The following is a 19,925-nucleotide window of genomic DNA, read 5'->3' as shown; positions in this document are numbered from 1 at the left end:
TAGACAAAGTTGTCAACTGACGCGCTTTGCGAGGCGAAACTATTTCGTGTCGCGGCGGCAGCTATTTGACGTTTCTGGCCACTCTTTTTCATGAATTCTCTGGGCTGCCGGATTGCTGTTTGGTCGGAAGTTTCAAAATGGGAGAAAAGAATCGGTTGACAATTCCGCATGCCATAGCCGACCATTTACTATGGGGGCAGGCAACTATTACGAGAAAAATCTCGTATCTATTCATATCAGAGCGGTACGGAAAGTATTGTGACTTGGGTGTTATTTTGCGCCGAAGGTAATGGTGAATAGTGGGGGCTTTAAATTGTTTGAATTTGGTATTTACTGCGCTCGAGTGGGTGCAATGTATAACGCTGTCTAAGCGTTATGGAGGACACTTTTCCAGGAAGCCGTTCCGATTTGTGGGAGTCTCGATCGGCACCCGAGAGTCGACGCGTGGTCAGGTATTCGCGCCGAGAGGCGTTGAAAGTGATGTTAGTTTTCGGGACACGCCCAGAACTAATTAAGATGCTGCCCATTATTCGCGAGGCAGAAAACCGAGAAGACGTTGAACTTATTACGGTAATGACGTCGCAGCACACCGACCTGGTGCGATCCTTGGCTCAGGAATGGGAGATTTCCGTCGACTACGACCTTGAGGTCATGAAGCACGCCCAGTCGTTGAATGATGTGATTTCTCGGGTTGTTGGAAGGATTGATAGCGTTCTGGAAAAAGAGAAACCGGATGTGGTTCTCGTTCAGGGCGACACCTCAAGCGCGTTCGGCAGTGCTTTGGCGGCATGGCAGCGGCAGATACCCGTCGGTCATGTTGAGGCCGGATTGCGGACGGCCAGTATCGACTCTCCGTTCCCGGAAGAGGCAAACCGAAGGCTGATTTCCCGCATTGCCAGCTTTCATTTCGCGCCGACACATAGCAACAAGAAGGCTTTGCTGGCCGAAAAAGTGCCGGCCGAAAGTGTTTTTCTTACCGGGAACACGGTGGTCGACTCGATACGGCACGTCATGGGGCAAAGACCCGTGTCCAAGCCCGTTGCGTCGTTGATATCTGGCCTCAAGGGGCGTCGGATTATGGTTTTGACCACACATAGACGCGAGAGCTTTGGTTCTGTGATGTGCGACCGTCTCAAAGTATTGCGTCGCTACGTCGAAGAACGGCCGGACATTAGTCTTGTTTTCCCGGTCCATCCTAATCCGCAAGTGAAGAATGTAGCGAGCGCCGAGTTGTCCGGGTCAGACCAGATCCACCTTGTTGAGCCATTGGCCTATCCGGATTTCCTGCACGTTCTTGCGGCGTCGTGGGTCATTCTGTCGGATTCAGGAGGCATTCAGGAAGAGGCGCCAAGTCTCGGGAAGCCATTGCTGATTCTGCGCGACGAGACTGAGCGTTCCGAAGCCGTGAGCTGTGGAATTGCGCGGCTTGTCGGTCAATCCGCGCAACGCCTGCAAGAAGAACTTCTGGAGCTTGATTGCCCTGCAAGTTGGGCGTCAAAGGTCGGAGAAGTTGATAATCCATTTGGACGGGGGAACAGCGCCTCGCGGATACTGGATATCCTGCAAAGAAGACTGGCGCGGACCCGTGCCGTCCGCATGACTGCTGCGGGGGCCGTGCAGTGACGCATTCGACCGATCCTTTCCCGGCTCATCAATCCCTTACCGTGGTTGCTCCATGCTTCAACGAGGAAGAAGGGCTGCACTATCTGGCCGAGAAACTCGCCAAACTGCAGGCGAACCTTGGATCGCAAGTGGCTCTGTCGATCGTGTTGGTGGATGACGGAAGTACTGACAACACGTGGGACGTCATGCACGACCTTTTCGGGCGCGAACCGAATGTAACCTGTCTACGGCATAAGAAAAACCTTGGGATAATGGCGGCCACTGCAACCGGGATTGCGGCCTCGACGGATGAGGCCGTTGCGGTCATCGATAGCGATTGCTCATACGATCCTGCGCTTATTTCCAAGATGCTGCCCTTGCTGAAAGAGGACACGTCAATCGTGACGGCCTCGCCCTATCACCCACAGGGGCAGGTTGAAGGTGTACCGGAATGGCGTTTGTTTTTGTCCAAAGGCGCCTCTTGGGGTTACCGGCAGTTGCTTAGGAACAATCTTGCAACTTACACGTCTTGCTTTCGCCTGTACCGAAAAAGCTCGGTTGTTTCTTTGCCGCGTCGACATGACGGATTTTCCGGTGTGGCCGAGGTCTTGGCGCTGTTGGATCGGCGCGGATGGCGTATCGACGAAGTTCCGGCCGTTTTGACGACACGTAAATACGGCCAGTCCAAGTTGAGACTTTTGCGGGTGGTTCGCGACCACCTTTTTTTGATGTCCAGTATCGCGATTGGAAAGATATTTTTTAACCGTATCCCCCCGCAAGAAATTCCAGCGGGCCCTCAAGTAGGTGGAGAAAGAGATTAATGACGAGTACATCTGTTCCCGAGTTTCCTTCAGATCAGGATGCAAGCGGTCGCCAGTTGGGTGATGAAGAAATAGCGGCCCTTACGTCCGCTATCCGTTCCGGTACGCTTACGTCGACCAAAGGTCATTTCGTAAAAGAGTTTCAGTCCCAGTTCGCCCAATCCATCGGAGCCGCGTTCGGCTTTGCCTGCAGTTCGGGGACAGGGGCTATCCATGCCGCTGTTTCCGCAATCGACCCTAACCCCGGCGACGAAATCATTACGTCTGCGATCACCGATATGGGCGCGATCACCCCGATCCTGTACCAGACGGCCATACCTGTTTTCGCGGATGTTGATCCGATCACGGGAAACCTGACGGCGGAAACGATCGAACGCGCGATCAGCGATCGCACGAAGGCCATTATCGTAACGCACCTCTTTGGGTATCCGGCTGACATGCCGGCGATTTGCGCTGTCGCCCGTCAGCATGGAATTCCGGTGATCGAAGATTGCGCACAGGCTTACGGCGCAACAATCGACGGTCGTCACGTCGGAACTTTTGGCGATATCGGCTGTTTTAGCCTGCAACAAGGTAAACACATCACGACTGGCGAAGGTGGAATCGTAACCTCCAACGACGAAGGTCTTGCCCGGCGCATACGGCTGTTTATCGACAAGGCATGGGGGTACGGGGATCCAAAGCCGGATCATTACTTTGTCGCGCTAAACGGGCGGATGACCGAACTGCAAGGCGCGGTGGCGCTCGCTCAGTTTGCCAAGCTTGAAAACAGCGTGCACCAGAGGAAAGCGATGGCCCAAAAGCTGACGGGCGCGATATCTGCTCTGCCTATGTTGGTCGCGCCTTACTCGGATGATCAAACCGTTCACAGCTATTGGAAATACCCGCTGATCGTTCAACCCGAGATAGGCGGCCCGGTTCGCGTTGCCGAGGCATTGCGCGGATTTGGTATCAATTCGGCACCGCGATATATCCAGAAGCCTGCGTTTGAGTGCGCTGTGATCCGCGATCAGCAAACGTTCGGCGACAGCGGCTTTCCTTTCAACCTGGCCCGGCCCGAAGCTGTTGACTATGCGCCAGAGCGATTTGAGGGAACCTATTCCTTCCTGAACGATGTTCTCGTTCTGCCGTGGAATGAGCGTTATACCGACGAGCACGTTAATTATCTGGCAGAACAGATCGCCGCTGTCTGCTCTGACGTTCCTCGTCTGGATGTTGCGGAGTAAAGCTGATGGTACGATTCGGTATTGTTGGGGCTGGCGCGATTGCAAAAGCATATTCCGAGGCATTGGGGCAGGCCGAAGGCGTTTGCCTGACAGCCGTTGCAGATACGATGTTCGATGCCGCAAAATCGATGGCAGATGGTCACGGCGCTACTGCGTTTGCGTCGCATCGCGAATTGGCGTTGTCCGGGTTGTGTGACGCGGTGATCGTGTCGACACCGCCCGCAACCCATGAAGCCGTTGTCTTGGATCTGATTGAGGCGGGTTTGCCCGTACTCTGTGAAAAGCCTTTTGCGATCAACGGTGTAAGTGCACGCAGAATGGCTTCGGCGGCTGGTGAGAAAGGCATTCTGATCTCGATGGCGTCAAAGTTCCGCTATGTGGATGACGTCCAGATCGCGCGGGAAATGGTGGCTGCGGGAGAGATTGGTGAACTCAAGCTGATCGAGAACGTCTTTACGGGCGTGGTGGACATGACTGACCGGTGGAACGCGCAGCCCGAAATATCTGGCGGTGGTGTTTTGGTGGATAACGGCACCCATTGCGTGGATATCGTGCGTTTCTTTACGGGCGGTATTGCCGCCGCCTCTGCCATGGTGGGTCCAAGCCTTCAGGACATCAGTGTCGAAGACCACGTCTTTATGTCGCTCAGAACGGCAAACGGGGCTTTGGCCCAGATCGAAACGTCTTGGAGCATCCACAAGGACAGCTCGGATTACCTGGCGTTGTATGGCGATGAAGGCGTCATAGAAGTTGGTTGGAAATCCTCTCGCATTCGGCGTCCTTTGACCGGACAATGGGAGACCTTTGGCACCGGTTACGGAAAGGTGCAGGCGTTCTCAAATCAGGTCTTGGACTTTGCGGTCGGGGTTCGCGGTGAGCCAACCAAAAGCCTTGCCACCGGGCGGGATATTCTGGCGTCGGTGGACGTGATTTCAGCCGGTTACACGTCGATAGCGGAAGGCGGCAGATGGGTTGACGTTGACGGCGTTGCGACCATCGACAGGGTCATGCCCAAGAGTGTGGTGTCGTGACGCCCAGGATTCATCCGACGGCGATCGTCGAGAATGGCGTGGAAATCGGTGCAGGTACGTCGGTGTGGGACAATGTGCATCTGCGCGGCCCCAGCAAGATCGGCAGCAACTGCATTATTGGTGGCAAAAGCTATATCGCGTATGGCGTCGAAATCGGCGATTTCGTCAAAATAAACTCGTTTGTCTACATTCCGAATGCCGTCAAGATCGGCAATGGGGTGATGATCTCTGCGGGGACCATCTTTACCAACGACATTACTCCGCGTGCCAGTGACCCTGATCTCACAGAGCTTTTGGATTCAGGTCCGCAGGATAGCACGCTTCCGACCTTTGTCGGGGATGGGGCAACTTTTGGAGCGGGCAGTAGAATCTCGGGCGGGATTACGATTGGCGAATTCGCAATGATCGGAATGGGGTCGGTTGTCACCAAAGACGTCGGCGCATTCCATCTGGTATTTGGCAACCCAGCCAGACTGAAAGGCGCCGTGTGCAAATGCGGCCAAGTGTTGGTTCGTGGAAGCCTTGAGGGGCAGGGAAGCGTGACCTGTCCAAAGTGCAATCGGCAATACAGTTATCAAGACGGGGTCGTCTCGTCCGAGTTGGAAAGCGTGTCATGAGTGCTGTGCAAACGGATACGTGGGCGGTCCTCGGCGGAGGGATTCTGGGTCAGGCGCTGGCGCTTCGATTGCAGAAAGCGGGCAAGCGCGTGACCTTGATCGAAGCCGCGCCAGAGTTGGGCGGCCTGGCAATGGCTCAGCAGGTGGGAGGTATCACCTACGACAAGTTCTATCATGTGATCTTGCCGTTTGATAAGCGAACCCTCGCCCTTCTCGACGACATCGGGTTAGGGGGCGACGTTGAATGGAGGTCTACGCGGACGGGTTTCTTCAGCGAGGGGCGGCTGATGCCGTTGAACGGGGCGCTCGACTATCTGCGTCTCAGATCAATCGGTTTGGTGACCAAAATGCGTGTTGCCTATCTATTGATGACGGCCGGGCGGATCAGGGATGGCGAGCCCCTTGAACAAGTCAGCGTTCAGGATTGGCTAACGCGCTGGTGCGGAAAGGCTGGATATGAAAAGCTCTGGCGGCCACTTCTAAGGGCAAAGCTGGGCGACAATGCATCAAGGGCATCGGCGGCGTTTATTTGGTCAAGCATACGCCGTTTGTATCTTGCGCGGCAGGGCGTTCAAAAGGTCGAACAGCTTGGGTTTGTGAAAAATGGGGGCTATGCCCGTATCCTGAACGCATTGCGAGATGAGTTGGTCGCAAGAGGAATTGAGATACAAACGAACACCCCTGTAAGCCGGGTTTACTCAACGGCCGCAGGGGTTTGCATCGAAACCCCGTCCGGCAGGCAGGTGTATCAAAATGTTGTCTCGACACTTCCGACAAAAGCAAATCTGGCAGTGTGTGAGGGGTTAGATGCCAAGGAAAAGGCCCGTCTGGATGGGGTTGTGTATCAAGGCATAATCTGCGCGTCCGTTGTGCTTGATCGACCGCTGGCCGGATATTACCTGACCTACCTGACAGACGAAGCGTTGCCGTTCACAGGCATCGTTGAAATGTCTGCTTTGACCGGAACCGGCGCGTTTGACGGCAAAACCTTGGTCTATTTACCACGCTACGTAACGCAAGATGATCCGTATTGGACCCAAAGCGATGAAAAGATCGCCCTGCAGTTTATGGATGCTCTGAGGAAGGTGCACCCGGACGTTACAAGCACCGATATCCTGGACATAAAAATATCCAGAGTACGCGAAGTGATGGCCGTGCCGACCATTGGGTATCGTGACAACACTCCGCAAACGGTGACTTCGGTGCCCGGGCTTTACTTTGTGAACTCTGCGCAGATCATTGACGGAACATTGAACGTCGATGCGACTCTGGGCGTCTTGGACGAGGCTATGCCGAAACTTGATCTGGATCGTACGACCACTGAGGCGAGGCCAGCCGCATGACAAAGAAACTTGCAAGCCTGTCTCTCGACCTCGATAACCTGTGGTCCTACATGAAGACCCATGGTGATCCGGGGTGGCAGGATTTTCTCGGCTATTTAGACGTCGTCGTGCCACGGTTTCTGGACATGCTCGACGAGCTTTCCATAAGCATGACGGTTTTCGTTGTCGGGCAGGATGCCGTGATCAAGGAAAACAAGCCGATCCTGAAATCCATCGCAGATGCAGGTCACGAGATCGCCAATCACTCGTTCAACCATGAGCCTTGGTTGCACCTTTATTCCCCAGAGGAGATCAGCAAGGAAATTGAACGCGCGGAAGAGGCCATTCACTCTGCGACGGGCGTTGCACCCAAGGGTTTCCGGGGTCCGGGCTACAGTTTGTCGGAAACCGTTTTGGACGTGCTGAGGCAGCGTGGATATGACTATGACTGCTCGACCTTTCCCACGATCGTCGGACCTTTGGCGCGGGCGTATTATTTTGCAAAGTCGCGTTTGTCATCAGATCAAAAGGAAAGGCGGAAAGTACTTTTTGGCGGGGTGAAGGATGGTTTTCGACCCTTAAACCCCTATGCGTGGGATCTGAACGGAGAGCGAATGGTCGAAATCCCGGTTTCGACAATGCCGTTCTCTCGCATACCGATCCATTACAGCTATCTGCACTGGATCGCAGGTGCGTCGGACGGGCTGGCCTCGGCATACTACACATCTGCTTTGCGAGTTTGCGATGTAGCTGGCGTAACCCCTTCGCTGTTACTGCATCCGCTGGACTTCATGGGAGGCGACGACGTGCAGCAGTTGGCGTTTTTCCCCGGAATGAACCAATCATCTGCCGAAAAGCTTGCCCGCATGAAGCGCTTCTTGTGCAAGCTGAGCGACGAGTATGATGTCACGACAATGGCTGGGCACGCTAATACGCTGAACTTGCCAGAGCTGCCTCTGCGAAAGCCGGACTTTGCAGTCGAGGACGCTGATGCCGTCGATTTCGCCCAAGAAACTAGCGCCACCCGATGATTGAAGCTCGGAATATCCAGTCATATCAGGGGTTGCTGAGAACTGGCGTCTTTTGCTTTCTCACGGCGGCGTACCTGGTAACGGCACCAGAATATCATACGACAGCAATCGACTCGTTTTACTTTGCTGAGGTTGTTTCCGAGCATGATCTGTTTGAGGCTCCAGTTCGTCTCTTGCTGTGGTTGTCCTCGATGCAGGTGCTCTATCGGATAGTTTCGCTTTTCCAAGTCGATCCCGATCCGTTTGTAATTGTTGGCATTGCGAACGCGATTTGTGCATCTGCATCCGTGATCTTGCTTGAACGGTTGTTGTCGCGGCATTTCGACGTTCCACCACCGGCGTCATGGCTTACTGCTGCTACTTTTGGGGTCAGCTATGGCGCATGGCGATATGCAACCGAGCTGGAGGTTTATTCTTCCGCGATGTTGTTCGCCATTGTTTTGCTTTCATTGGCGTTTTCAACGGAAGCGTTGAATCCTCTGGCGCGGTCAAGACGGGTATGGGTCACTGCGATTGCAGGCGCGGTCGCGTCTTTCTTTTATCAGCCATTGGGTATTGTGGCGGGGGTGGCAATCCCCGTATTTTTCCTGTCCCGGCGGGTTTTGAGAGACTTCTTTAAGTACTGCATAATTTATGGGGTTTTTCTTGCGGCGGGGTTTCTTAGCCTGGCAAGAACCTCGGAATTCAGAGATCCGTTGCACACCGTTTTGGATACGGACGGCAAAGTTGTCGTACTGCCCGACATGGTAAGTCTTTCCGCATCGGTGGTGGCGTTCCTTCAAAATCTTTTGTCTGCGAACTGGATATTTGCGTTCCCACCCACGCGGCACGTCATCGAAAGCAATTTTGCAGATTATTTCGTGCATGAACTGGTTGCCACTGATCCGCCATATTGGGGGGTTCACCTATTCTACTTTACGATCCCAGCAGCGATAGCTTTGTTGGTGACATCCGTCATCTGTATTCAAAAGTCTGGGGAAAGGCGTTCTCTGACCAGCGCTGAGTTGAGTGCGATTTCTCTTTTGGCGGTGCAGGCTCTGATGGCGTTGGCATTGCACCCGGAAGGTTTCGAGGCGTGGCTGCCCACGCTCGTCCCTGTGTTTTTGTTGTTGGGAAGCCGTATTTCCGGCCCTTTGGAAAGGGCTGGGCGAACGTCGTTGCTTGTTATGATTGTTGCTGTTTTTGCCGTTCACAATTGGTTTGCAGGCGTCGGTGTGTTTGCCAATGCTCAGCGTGACTATAACCGCATCCTGGCCGAGCCCGCCATCACCCGCCTTGGTGAGAAGGACTTGGTCGTCATTGGGGCGGATTGGCCCTTGTTCAAATATCTAAGTCTTTTTGGTGCGGCTGATACGATATTTGTAAAAGACACTCAGACCGAGGTTATTCTGAGCCGCGTGGCAGAAACCATGGAGCGTAGTCATCAGGTCATGATCTACCCAGACGTTATTGCGCCCTCTGATTTGGCCCTTGAGCAAGCTGGAAATATTCCGAGTGTCTACGCGAAACTGCCTTATCAAGCGATGGAAAGAGGCGAAAAAGTCGAGTTCGGTGAACTTGGTTACGGATTACTTTTGCGAAAGTGAACCAATTGAAGCCGTCCGGTACGTCACCCAGTTGTCAAAAGTCCGACGCCAAGAATGACAAACGCAATACCAACACCCGCCTTCACACTTATGGCTTCCCCGAAAAAGATCATTCCGACGCTTGAAATTCCCACGATTGAGAGGCTTGTCGCAAGTGTGTATGCGGTTCGCAGTGGAATGCCACGCAAAGCATACAGATAGCTAATCAACAGCATGACTCCCAAGGTCAGACCGATCCATAGCATCGGGTGCAGAACCGCAGATAAAATGGACGACCACGAGCGGGAAATGTCTGTCTCGACCGTAAATTTCTTGAAAGCGAAATTTGCGCCAATATTTCCGAAGATTGCAAGCACCAAGGCCAACCAGTAGCTCATCTGAAAAGGCTCCAAAATATACTTAATCTTCAAGTGCTAGTCCGGAAGCGACCTCAGGTCTATTGAAAAGTCAGGCGCTCGTGATTTGAAGCGAAAGTCGTAGGTCATCGAGTTATCTAAGGGTCTGGGCGCAAACACAGCCAGACCAGAAAGCCTACATAGGCGAACACGCTGAGATTCAGTACAGTATCCATCAAGGTGCCGCTCATGATTGCTCCTCGCGTGCAAGAGATTTGAACAGGCAAACAACCAGCACTGGAACGATGAACACGAAGGCGATGGCCGACAGCGCGATGATTGAGCGCACAAGAGAGATATCACCAACCAGAATCATCGCCAGCCCAAGCGCGCCAAGAATGGCCCCCCAAACTGTTCGTATGCGGGGCGAGGGGTTTTCGTCTCCTCCGGTTCCGATCATCGCAAGCGTAAATCCTGCGCTGACCACACTTGTTACCACGAAAAGAAATGCCGCCAGAACCGTCGCAGTTCGAGTGATTCCGTCCAGTGGAAACCGTTCGAGCAACGCGAAGGTCGTCGCGTCGAGGTTTTCGGCGTTTATGGATGACAGCGCCCCGTCTTGCCGCAACGTGTCAAAAAACCCCAAGCCGCCAAAGATGCCGAACCACAGGATCGAAAACAGCGTCGGGGCAACGATGACGCCGATCAGGAACTCTCGGATGGTTCTGCCGCGTGAGATTCGAGCAATGAAAATGCCCACAAAGGGTGACCATGCCAGCCACCAGATCATGTAGTTCAGAGTCCAGCCATGAAACCAGTCAACGATGGTTTCATCAAAAAACGCGGCCGTGGAAAACCCCGCTGGCAACACGCCGAAAAGGTAACGCCCAAAGCCCGATACAATGTCGTCCATAATGAATGAGGTTGGACCCATGACCAACAAATAGATCATCATGCCAACCGCAATAAGCATCGCTGAATTCGACAACAGCGCCATGCCGTCACCAAGGTCTTTTCTAAGCGGTACGATGAATGCAATGCACAAGGCGATGAAGACCGGAATGGTCAGTTGGCCGGGTTCTTCAACGCCAATCAACCCGGCCAGCCCCGTTTGTATCTGGAAAACGCCCATCGCCATTGAACCCGCCAACCCGACGGCAATCGCGACGATTGACAACAGATCGAAAAGCCAACCAAGCGCCTTGATCCAACGGGCTTCTCCCAATGCTGCGCGCAAGGGCGCGCTTAGCAGCAGGGCTTGGCCTTTGCGATATGCAAAATAAGCAATAACCAGCGCGACGATCCCGTAAATTGCCCACGCATGAAAGCCCCAGTTCAGGTAGGTCACGAACATGGCATAGCTGGCGGCCTCGGGGTCGTTGTTATATTGGCGCAGCACCTCGAAATGGGTCAAAGGTTCGGCTGTTCCGTAAAACAGAAGTCCAACGCCCATTCCGGCTGCGAACAGCATTGCGATCCAAACGGGTGTTGAAAACTCGGGCTCGGTTGCGCCTTGGCCCAGGCGAATTTCCCCGAAACGCGAAAACGCCAGGTAGATCGATACGAACAGTAGGCCGCTGACCTCAAGCATGATGAACCAGCCGCGGCTATTGAACTGGGTTGCGACAGCCGTGGACGCAAGGCGGCCCAGCCCCTGAGGGTCGGCAATACCCCACGCAGCGATGCCTGCGCTGAGGGCCAGTGCGATCACAAGAAGCGGGCTAGGGGATTTCCTGTCCACGGATCAATACCTTTCCACACCGTTTCCCAGAGCTTATGCCAATATCGGGCGCTACATAAAGGATTGGTGTGCGACCGTCGGTTTTTCTATCGCTAGGCGCCAAGTCGGTTTTGATGCTCTGCCGAGGCTTCAACCCCAATGCGTTGGGATATTTTCCCGGTTGCAGGGGGAAACTTCAGGAAATTCTCTCACATTTGCTGATCCGGGGTGCCAGTTCGTCCGCGGGGGTTGACAAGCACAGTGTCTAAATGAAACGTCGAATAAGTTGGGAGATTAAGAAAATTCAGATGCTTGACCCTGTTGCAAGACAGGGCGGCTTGCCGTGACGGTATGGTTCTTGAAAAAGGGGCCGCTGAACAATCTCTCATCCACAATAAGAGTTGGGAGTTTTCAAAAATGAAAAACAGCAGCAAGCTAAGCCTTGGCGCGGTCGTGACCGCAGCACTTATGGCTCCGGCCGCTTATGCAGAGGAATTCATCACCATTGGTACCGGTGGCGTAACCGGCGTTTACTACCCGACGGGCGGTGCGATCTGCCGTTTGGTCAACAAGGGCCGTAAAGAGCACGGTGTGCGCTGCTCGGTCGAGTCGACTGGCGGTTCGGTTTACAACATCAACACCATTCGCGAAGGCGAGCTGGAGTTCGGTGTCGCGCAGTCCGATTGGCAGTACCACGCTTACAATGGCAGCTCGAAATTCGAGGAAGCCGGGCCGTTTGAAAATCTGCGCGCCGTTTTCTCGGTTCACCCTGAGCCGTTCACGGTTGTGGCCCGTGCTGATTCCGGCATCGCCAATTTTGAAGATCTGAAAGGCAAGCGCGTCAATATCGGCAACCCCGGGTCCGGTCAGCGCGGCACTATGGAAGTTCTTCTGGAAGAAATGGGTTGGAGCACCGATGATTTTGAGCTGGCGACCGAGTTGAAGGCGGCCGAACAGTCCGCTGCGCTGTGCGACAATCAGATCGACGCGATGGTTTACACCGTCGGGCACCCCTCTGGTTCGATCCAAGAAGCAACCACGGCCTGCGACTCGGTTCTGGTGAATGTAAGCGGTGAGGCCGTTGACAAGCTGGTGAACGACAATTCGTTCTATCGTACTGCAACCATCCCCGGCGGCATGTATCGCGGTTCTGACGGTGACACGGCAACCTTTGGCGTCGGCGCAACCTTCGTGACTGCGGCGGACGTGTCGGAAGACGCGGTCTATGCGGTTGTCAGCTCGGTCTTTGAAAACTTTGACGATTTCAAGAAGCTGCACCCTGCATTTGCGAACCTGAAGCCCGAAGAAATGATTGCAGACGGCCTGTCGGCCCCTCTGCATCCGGGTGCCGAGAAGTACTACAAAGAAAAAGGCTGGATTCAGTAAGCCAGACCTGATGCGGGGTGCCTTCGGGCGCCCTGCCACCTAAACCCGTATTAAACGGGCGCGACAAAAGGCCGGAAAAGGCCGCGACGGGGAGAATTTTCATGAGTTCCGACACACAATCCAATCGCCCATTGTCAGAAGAAGAGCTGCAGGACCTCGTTGCATCTTCCGATGCAGGTGGACGAAACCCGGTCGGTAAAGTCGGGATATTTCTGGCTATTGTCGCTGCGATCTGGTCGATTTTTCAGGTCGTTCTGGCCTCGCCCCTGGCCAACTATGTCCTGCCGGGCAGTGTCGTGAACAATGCGCGCCAGTTTCATCTGGCATTTGCGATGTTCCTCGCATTCGCAGCCTATCCAGCCCTAAGGTCCAGCCCGCGCGACTACATCCCGGTTCAAGATTGGATTATGGGCGTTCTGGGGGCATTCGTCGCCCTTTATGGGTATTTCTTTTATAACAAGATCGTCGATGCCGGTGGTCTTGCTGATGACACGGACAAGTGGGTCGCTCTGGTCGGGCTATTGCTTCTGTTCGAGGCCGCTCGACGTGCGCTTGGTCCGGCGATGGCGATCATCGCGACGATTTTCTTGGCCTACGTGTTTTTCGGCTCATCCGATTGGGTGCCCGAAGTTATTCGCTGGAAGGGTGCAAGCCTGAAAAAAGCGATGAGCCATATGTGGATCACGTCCGAGGGCGTGTTCGGCATTGCGCTAGGGGTTTCCACCAAATTCGTGTTCCTGTTCGTACTTTTCGGAGCGTTGCTGGATAAGGCCGGGGCAGGGAATTACTTTATCAAGATGGCCTTTGGTGCATTGGGCCACCTGCGCGGCGGACCGGCCAAAGCAGCCGTTGTGGGTTCGGCGGCCACTGGTCTGATCTCGGGGTCGTCGATTGCGAATGTGGTGACCACGGGCACATTCACCATTCCGCTGATGAAGCGTGTGGGTTTTAGCAGCGAACAGGCGGGCTCGGTTGAGGTTGCCTCATCCGTGAATGGTCAGATCATGCCGCCCGTTATGGGAGCTGCCGCCTTCCTGATGGTGGAATATGTGGGAATTTCCTATGTCGAGGTGATCACCCACGCCTTCCTGCCTGCGGCGATTTCCTACATCGCCTTGGTCTATATCGTCCACCTTGAGGCCGTGAAGCGGAACATGCCCACGCTGGGCGACCGTGACGTGCATCTTGCCCGAACCGTCGTCGGAATGCTGTCTTTCTTCCTGATATTTGCCGGGCTCTGCTATGGCTCGCAATTCCCGGTCGAGGCCGTGACAAGCTGGTCACCGTCAGCGGCGGGTCTTATCCTCAGCATCGTTGTCTGCTTGATCTATGTTGGTTTGCTGTACCTGGCTGCGCAAGTGCCGGACCTTGAGCCGGACGATCCGAACGCCAAAGAGGTGACGTTGCCGGTGATCGCGGATATCTACAAGGCGGGTCTGCACTATCTTCTTCCGATCATTGTGCTGGTCTACTTCTTGATGATCGAACAGAAATCACCTGGCCTGTCAGCGTTCTGGGCAACCGCGTTGCTGTTTGTCATTCTGCTGACGCAAAAGCCGCTCAAGGCGATTTTCAGGGGGCAGAGCGATCTTTCCTACTCATTCGTTGATGGTGTCGCCGACTTTTGGCAGGGGCTGATTGACGGCGCGCGCAACATGATCGGGATCGCTCTGGCTACGGCTACGGCGGGTGTGATCGTGGGTACCGTGACGCTGACCGGCGTAGGGCAGGTCATGGCCGATCTGGTCGAGTTCCTGTCGGGCGGTAACCTGATCCTGATGCTGGTGATGGTCGGTCTGCTGAGCTTGATCCTTGGCATGGGCTTGCCGACCACGGCGAACTATATTGTGGTCAGCTCGCTGATGGCGGGGGTTGTCGTTGAGTTGGGCGCGCAGAGCGGGCTGATCGTGCCGCTGATCGCCGTGCATCTGTTTGTGTTCTACTTTGGCATCATGGCTGACGTGACCCCGCCCGTGGGTCTGGCCAGTTTCGCCGCCGCCGCCGTATCTGGCGGCGATGCGATCAAGACTGGTTTCACCGCGTTCTTCTACAGCCTGCGCACCGTTGCGCTGCCGTTTGTGTTTATCTTCAACACCGACTTGCTGTTGATCGACGTGACCTGGGTTGAAGGGATAATCGTCGCCATATTCGCGACCATAGCGATCCTTGTGTTCACTGCAGGAACAATGGGGTATTTCCTGACCCACAGCCGTATCTATGAAAGCATCGCCCTGATTGCTGTGGCCTTTGCGTTGTTCAGGCCGGATTATTTCATGGACCGCATCGCACCGCCTTACACTTCGGTCGAGCCTGCGGCATTTGTGGAAACCATCGGGCAGACACCGCCCGGAACCGAAGTGCGCATGGTCGTCAGCGGCCCGGATTTCGACACGCTTGAGATGACCGACACAACCGTTGTCGTCTCGGTCGGCAGTGAAGAGGGCGGCGAGGCACGGGTCGATGCCATGGGCTTGCTTCTGTTCGAGGAGGACGGCTTGATCAAGTTAGAGGAGCCGCTGTTTGGCACGCCCGTGGCGGATGAGCTGGATATGTTCGACTATTACGGGGACGAGGCAGTGCGCCTGACCTCGGTCAATCTGCCGTCCAGCCAGCCGCCCAAGCAACTGATCTACATTCCTGCTTTGATCCTTCTGGGTCTGATCGCATTCCTGCAACGCGGCCGAGCCGCCAGACAAGAGGTGCCCGCATGACGAACTCGGTGCTTTGTGCCGTCGACATCAGTAACGGCGAATTGGATACCAATGTCTTGAACACAGCCGCTGTTCTGGCGGATCAGGAGAATGCGCAACTGGATGTGGTAACGGTGCTTCCGGATTTCGGAGAAAGCTGGGTTTCAGGATTTTTCCAACCGGATTTTCACGACAAGGCGATGGAAGAAGCGCATTCTAAACTGGTCGAGATGTGCGTCGCAGCAGTTGGCAAAGAACGGAACGAGAAAATCCGCCATGTTGTCGCGACGGGAACGGCTTATCAGGAAATCCTGAAAACGGCTGAGAGTGCGGGCAGCGATCTGATCGTGATCGGCGCGCATAAACCGGACCTGAAGGATTATTTGCTGGGGCCGAACGCCGCGCGGGTCGTGCGGCATTCGACTGTCTCGGTCTACGTCGTGCGCTAGGGGTCAGTACCCCGTCATCTCAAGGTATCCACGCCCCGAGTGGCTGCCCGAGATCGTGACCGGGCCTTCCCAATACTCAAATCTTGTCGCCATCCAAGACTCGGGCGTCGGTGCGGACACTTCGACATCGAGGTTTCGGTCTGGCAGCATCACACGCCAGCGGGTCGGGATCGTGCGGCCAGCGACCGAGGACGTCTCAAGCGGGCTGAATGTGACAGAACCGTCGGGCAGGGCGGTTGTCTCTCCGTCCGCCGAGATCAGGGTCGCGGCGGTAAAGTCCCCACGATCCCCTCGCAGACGAAACGCCATCAGTTTGTTCCCATCATTGAAGCTCAGCGAAAACCAGTCCCAACCACTTTGATCTGCTGCCAGCGGTTGCGATGACCATTCGCGATCCAGCCAGCCCTGACCGGTGACCGCAATTTCTTGATCCGGCAGGTGCAACGTGCCCTCGACCGTGAAGAATGGCTGTGAGTAATAGTAGCTGGCCTGTCCATCCGCCGATTTGACCGAATAGCCTTGGTCACCGTGAAACACCAACGGGCCCCGAGCGTTGAGGCTCAGGTCATATCCGAAATTGCCTCCATTGGCGGAAAGGGACAGGTTGCCCATATCTGGCCCGCGCATGTGCCATTCGTCGATCCAAGCCTCGAACGGTTGCGCCGTGACACCAGCCTGCCCGATGCCGCCGCGCGACAGTCTTTCGGCAAAGTAATGATGATCCGGGGTCGTAATGGCCGCGTGCCCCATCCATAGCTGGGGGCTTTGCCAACCCTCGGTTTCTTGGGGTTTGAGGGCAGAACGAAACAGCGTCCATTGAATGCCGTAGGGTTGCCCGTCTTCTCCGGTCAGATTTGCCGTCAGGTACCACCATTCTATGCGAAAGGACGGGTGTGGGCCGTGATCCTGCGGAAACTGGAATTGGTATCCCGGCTGCGGAATGTCGAACCCTTCAGCCGATCCTCCCAGCCCTGCATATCCTTGGGCCCGCGCGAACGACGGAAGCAGCAGAACAAGGATCAATAGCCACGATTTAACGCTCATTGGCAAACACCCTTAGCAAATCAGCCGGAGGCAGGCGCAATAGGCGCAAAGCGGGCAAAGCCGCTGCAACCAAAGCCGCCAACAAGGTCACAAGAAACAATCGAACCCAATCTGCGGGAAACAGGTACATCGGCAGACGCCAGCCAAATGCCTCGACATTAATGATGGCCAAAAGGGTCCAGGCCAGAACCAATCCAAGGGGCAGCGCAATGATCGCAGTCATCGCCGCCAGCAACACACTGCGCAGCAGTTCAAGCTGCGCGAGTCTGGCGCGGGTCAGACCCAATGCCCAGACGGGCGCAATCTGAGGCAAGCGTTGGGTCCACAGGGTCAGCAAGCTGGTCAGAATGGCGAACCCTGCAACACCTAGCGTCAGTACGTTGAGCGCAGAAGTGACCACAAAGGTTTTCTCAAAGACGGCCATGGACTGTGCTTTCATCGCGGCCTGCTGGACCACGGCCTGCCTTGGCAGCTCAAATCTGTCCCGCAATTCCTGTGCAAGTTTCGTTGCCCTGTCGGGGGGCACGCGTATTCCGAAACGCCGCGTCTCAGCCCCCGGTGCGATTTGATCCAACCGCGTCATCGAGACAATGGCTTGCCCCGTAGGATTGCCGTAATCAGAGTACACGCCAGCAACCGGCAATGTGTATTCGCGGTTGAAGGTAAGATCGTCTCCTGGCCACAGGTCTTGTCTGCGGGCGAGTTGTTCATTGATCAGCACCGCTTTGCCCGCATTCACGCGATCCCAGACATCCGCGCCCGAAGCGATCAGAGGCCAATGTTGGCGGTACGTCTGATCGTCGACGACTCCGTACAGGAAAAGTGGCCCGCTGGGATGCGCCAGTTCCACGCTGCGAATTGGCAGAATGGCGTCCACTTGCGGTGTCAGCCATTCCGATATTTCGCGCGCCTGTTGATCGTCTTTTGCCGTCAGGTACAGCTCGGACGTCAGGCGTTGATCCAGCCAGCCGGTGAAGGTCAGGCGAAAGCTGGAAACCATCGTTCCAACCCCGATATTGGCTGCGAGCGCCAGCAATAGCGCCATTAACGCTAGGGATAGGCCCGGCAACTGCGCGCGCATATCCGACCAGATCCACTGGGCTATGGGGTCTTTGGCAAAGCGTTGAAGAACCGAGATCACTAACGAGAGCAAAGACGGCAAAAGCAGCGCCGCACCCAGCAGCAAGCCAGCAACCAGTGCAAACCCAGCGACCAATCCACCGATGATGAGTTGTACAATGATGCCAGCGAGAATTGCCGACAAACCCAAAAGCGGCGTGGCAAACCCGTTGAAGGCGGCTGCCCGCCACGCTTGCACTCCGGCACCGGACAGCAGGGGCATATGGGACAGACGGATCAAACCATGGCCACTGGCTAGCAGCGTTCCACCCAGAGCCATCGCCAATCCTGCCAATGCCCATTTCGGCTGTAGCGCGATTTCACCGCTCACCGGGGCGCCATACAACCCGCGCAGCGTCGCGGCGACATCGGGCAAAAGGGCACCTGCCAGAAAATACCCAAGCACCAACCCTGCCAACCCGCCGATCAGCGCCAGCAAAGATAGCTCCAGAAGGATCACACAGACCAGCCGCCGCATGGAAACGCCCAGCGCCCGCAGCGTTCGGATCATCCCGCGACGCTGTGCAAAGGCCAGCCCGACCGTTCCATGCACGATGAACAGGCCAACCGCGAAGGACAGCAGCCCAAAGGCCGACAGGCTCAGGTGGAAACTGTCGGTCAGTTGCGCCGTGTCCAGCTGCGATGCCGCTTCGACCCGCTCCAGCTCTGGCGCAATCGAGGCGATTGCAGGAAGCGCCCGTGGTTGATCGGGCAAAATGATCAGCCTTGAGATTTGACCTTTCCTGTCCAGTAATACTTCGGCCACGCCAATATCTGTCAGGATCAGATCAGGGGGAAGGTCAGGGCTTGTCAGCACCGGCGGCAGTCCGGTTTGGCTGTTCAAAAACCGCGCCAATTCGGGTGAGGCCAGCAACCGCCCGGGGGCTGTCAGTATGTCAGCAGGGTCCGGTGGGGTGGCGCTTTGCTCAATGCGCGTGACAGCAGGCAGCGCTGGGTAGGCGACCATGTCAACGCCCATGACGCGGATGCTGCGGCCTGCGATGCGTGTGGTGTCCTCCAACACGGCCGCGACCTGCCATCCGGCGCGCCTCAATGACACATACCGGTCGATCGTGATGGGGCCAGTTGGATTCCTCAGTTCATCGTGCTGCCCCAGCGCAAGTTGATCGCTGGCGCGCTGATAGCTTGCCCGGGCTTCGGCGTTGATGGCCTGCACCGCTGACCAGAGGCCGGTTGCCAGAGCAATCCCGATCAGCAGGGTCGCAAGTTGCAGGCGGTGCCGTCGCCAATGAGACAGCAGCGCCTGAATGATCACCGCAGTCATGCGATATACCCGCCGGACAGATGCGCCTGACGATCCAGCCGTGCGGCAATGTCTAGTGAATGAGTGACCAGCAGCAGCGCGGCCCCGGTTTCGGCAACGAGGGACAGCATCAGGTCCAGAACGGTCGCGCTGGCGGTTTCATCCAGATTTCCGGTCGGTTCATCCGCAAGCAACAGTTGAGGCTGCGCAGCCATGGCGCGCCCGATCGCAACCCGCTGCTGTTGGCCGCCTGACAGGTTCTCTGGGTAGCGATCCAACAAGTCCGACAAGCCCAACCTGTCCGCAAGATGTGTTGACCATGCCTGGTCCAGCCTTCCAGCCAGACGCGCGTGAAAGGACAAGTTCTGCGCGACGGTTAAAGACGGTATCAGGTTGAATTGCTGGAACACCAAAGAAACGCTCTGCCGGCGTAGCGTGGCGCGACCGGGATCATCCAGCCCGGACAGATCAGTACCGTCCAGTGTGATCTCTCCGCCATCGAAGCTGTCCAGTGCTGCGGCAAGGTTCAGTAGCGTGCTTTTCCCGCTGCCGCTTTCACCGGTGAGTGCAAGCGTTTGCCCCTTGTCCAGCTCAAGTGAGACGCCGCGCAGAACAGGGCGTCCTCCGGGGTAGGATTTCTGAACATTTTCTATTTTCAACAGCATGAGAACGCCTCGGGTCG

The 19,925-nt window shown here is 55.8% G+C and carries 16 protein-coding genes; 11 read left to right on the top strand and 5 right to left on the bottom strand.

What is annotated here, in order from left to right:
• Positions 1-375 precede the first annotated feature (375 nt).
• Genes wecB through ACR0B7_RS00260 form a run of 8 tightly spaced genes read left to right on the top strand, consistent with a single transcriptional unit; the run spans position 376 to position 9,236 of the window.
• The gene (gene wecB / locus ACR0B7_RS00295) at positions 376-1,623 is read left to right on the top strand and encodes a non-hydrolyzing UDP-N-acetylglucosamine 2-epimerase (RefSeq protein ID WP_480680711.1); all 1,248 of its coding nucleotides are present in this window, start codon (positions 376-378) and stop codon (positions 1,621-1,623) included.
• Entirely contained in the window at positions 1,620-2,423 is an 804-nt protein-coding gene (locus ACR0B7_RS00290; RefSeq protein ID WP_170481888.1) for a glycosyltransferase family 2 protein, read from the top strand. Before wecB ends, ACR0B7_RS00290 begins: the two co-directional genes overlap by 4 nt.
• Positions 2,423-3,649: a DegT/DnrJ/EryC1/StrS aminotransferase family protein gene (locus tag ACR0B7_RS00285; RefSeq protein WP_170569496.1), complete on the top strand. Its 1,227-nt coding sequence runs from the start codon at positions 2,423-2,425 to the stop codon at positions 3,647-3,649. The genes ACR0B7_RS00290 and ACR0B7_RS00285 overlap by 1 nt, the downstream gene beginning before the upstream one ends.
• 5 nt (positions 3,650-3,654) lie before the next feature.
• Entirely contained in the window at positions 3,655-4,680 is a 1,026-nt protein-coding gene (locus tag ACR0B7_RS00280) for a Gfo/Idh/MocA family protein (RefSeq protein ID WP_170481895.1), read from the top strand.
• On the top strand, positions 4,677-5,297 hold the full coding sequence (locus tag ACR0B7_RS00275) for an acyltransferase (protein WP_170481898.1): 621 nt from the start codon (positions 4,677-4,679) through the stop codon (positions 5,295-5,297). The genes ACR0B7_RS00280 and ACR0B7_RS00275 overlap by 4 nt, the downstream gene beginning before the upstream one ends.
• Positions 5,294-6,640, top strand: a complete 1,347-nt coding sequence (locus ACR0B7_RS00270; RefSeq protein ID WP_170481900.1) for an FAD-dependent oxidoreductase — start codon at positions 5,294-5,296, stop codon at positions 6,638-6,640. The genes ACR0B7_RS00275 and ACR0B7_RS00270 overlap by 4 nt, the downstream gene beginning before the upstream one ends.
• Positions 6,637-7,650: a polysaccharide deacetylase family protein gene (locus ACR0B7_RS00265; RefSeq protein ID WP_170576596.1), complete on the top strand. Its 1,014-nt coding sequence runs from the start codon at positions 6,637-6,639 to the stop codon at positions 7,648-7,650. Before ACR0B7_RS00270 ends, ACR0B7_RS00265 begins: the two co-directional genes overlap by 4 nt.
• Positions 7,647-9,236, top strand: a complete 1,590-nt coding sequence (locus ACR0B7_RS00260) for a DUF2723 domain-containing protein (RefSeq protein ID WP_170481906.1) — start codon at positions 7,647-7,649, stop codon at positions 9,234-9,236. The genes ACR0B7_RS00265 and ACR0B7_RS00260 overlap by 4 nt, the downstream gene beginning before the upstream one ends.
• A 23-nt stretch (positions 9,237-9,259) precedes the next feature.
• Here the strand turns inward: ACR0B7_RS00260 and ACR0B7_RS00255 are convergent, their stop codons facing one another.
• Positions 9,260-9,613, bottom strand: a complete 354-nt coding sequence (locus ACR0B7_RS00255) for an SMR family transporter (RefSeq protein ID WP_170481908.1) — start codon at positions 9,611-9,613, stop codon at positions 9,260-9,262.
• Positions 9,614-9,818: 205 nt separating this feature from the next.
• Positions 9,819-11,312, bottom strand: a complete 1,494-nt coding sequence (locus ACR0B7_RS00250) for a BCCT family transporter (protein WP_170481910.1) — start codon at positions 11,310-11,312, stop codon at positions 9,819-9,821.
• Positions 11,313-11,708: 396 nt separating this feature from the next.
• Between ACR0B7_RS00250 and ACR0B7_RS00245 the strand changes: the two genes are divergently transcribed.
• The 3 genes from ACR0B7_RS00245 (at position 11,709) to ACR0B7_RS00235 (ending at position 15,816) form a co-directional block, all read left to right on the top strand.
• Positions 11,709-12,677, top strand: coding sequence for a TAXI family TRAP transporter solute-binding subunit (locus ACR0B7_RS00245; RefSeq protein WP_170413201.1), 969 nt, complete (start codon positions 11,709-11,711; stop codon positions 12,675-12,677).
• Between the two features lie 101 nt (positions 12,678-12,778).
• The gene (locus tag ACR0B7_RS00240; RefSeq protein ID WP_170481913.1) at positions 12,779-15,388 is read left to right on the top strand and encodes a TRAP transporter permease; all 2,610 of its coding nucleotides are present in this window, start codon (positions 12,779-12,781) and stop codon (positions 15,386-15,388) included.
• Positions 15,385-15,816 carry a universal stress protein gene (locus ACR0B7_RS00235; RefSeq protein ID WP_170481915.1) on the top strand — a complete coding sequence of 144 codons (432 nt, stop codon included), beginning with the start codon at positions 15,385-15,387 and terminating at the stop codon, positions 15,814-15,816. Before ACR0B7_RS00240 ends, ACR0B7_RS00235 begins: the two co-directional genes overlap by 4 nt.
• A gap of 3 nt (positions 15,817-15,819) precedes the next feature.
• Here the strand turns inward: ACR0B7_RS00235 and ACR0B7_RS00230 are convergent, their stop codons facing one another.
• Genes ACR0B7_RS00230 through ACR0B7_RS00220 form a run of 3 tightly spaced genes read right to left on the bottom strand, consistent with a single transcriptional unit; the run spans position 15,820 to position 19,908 of the window.
• Complete coding sequence (locus tag ACR0B7_RS00230) at positions 15,820-16,860, bottom strand: lipocalin-like domain-containing protein (protein WP_170481917.1); 1,041 nt, start codon at positions 16,858-16,860, stop codon at positions 15,820-15,822.
• Complete coding sequence (locus ACR0B7_RS00225; RefSeq protein ID WP_480680706.1) at positions 16,850-19,264, bottom strand: ABC transporter permease; 2,415 nt, start codon at positions 19,262-19,264, stop codon at positions 16,850-16,852. Before ACR0B7_RS00225 ends, ACR0B7_RS00230 begins: the two co-directional genes overlap by 11 nt.
• Complete coding sequence (locus ACR0B7_RS00220) at positions 19,261-19,908, bottom strand: ABC transporter ATP-binding protein (protein WP_170481921.1); 648 nt, start codon at positions 19,906-19,908, stop codon at positions 19,261-19,263. Before ACR0B7_RS00220 ends, ACR0B7_RS00225 begins: the two co-directional genes overlap by 4 nt.
• Between the last annotated feature and the right edge of the window lie 17 nt (positions 19,909-19,925).

It is taken from the genome of Ruegeria sp. BB6 (genome assembly GCF_056539385.1).
Note: the sequence above shows the minus strand (reverse complement) of the source record. Positions and strands in the feature narration are given on the sequence as shown.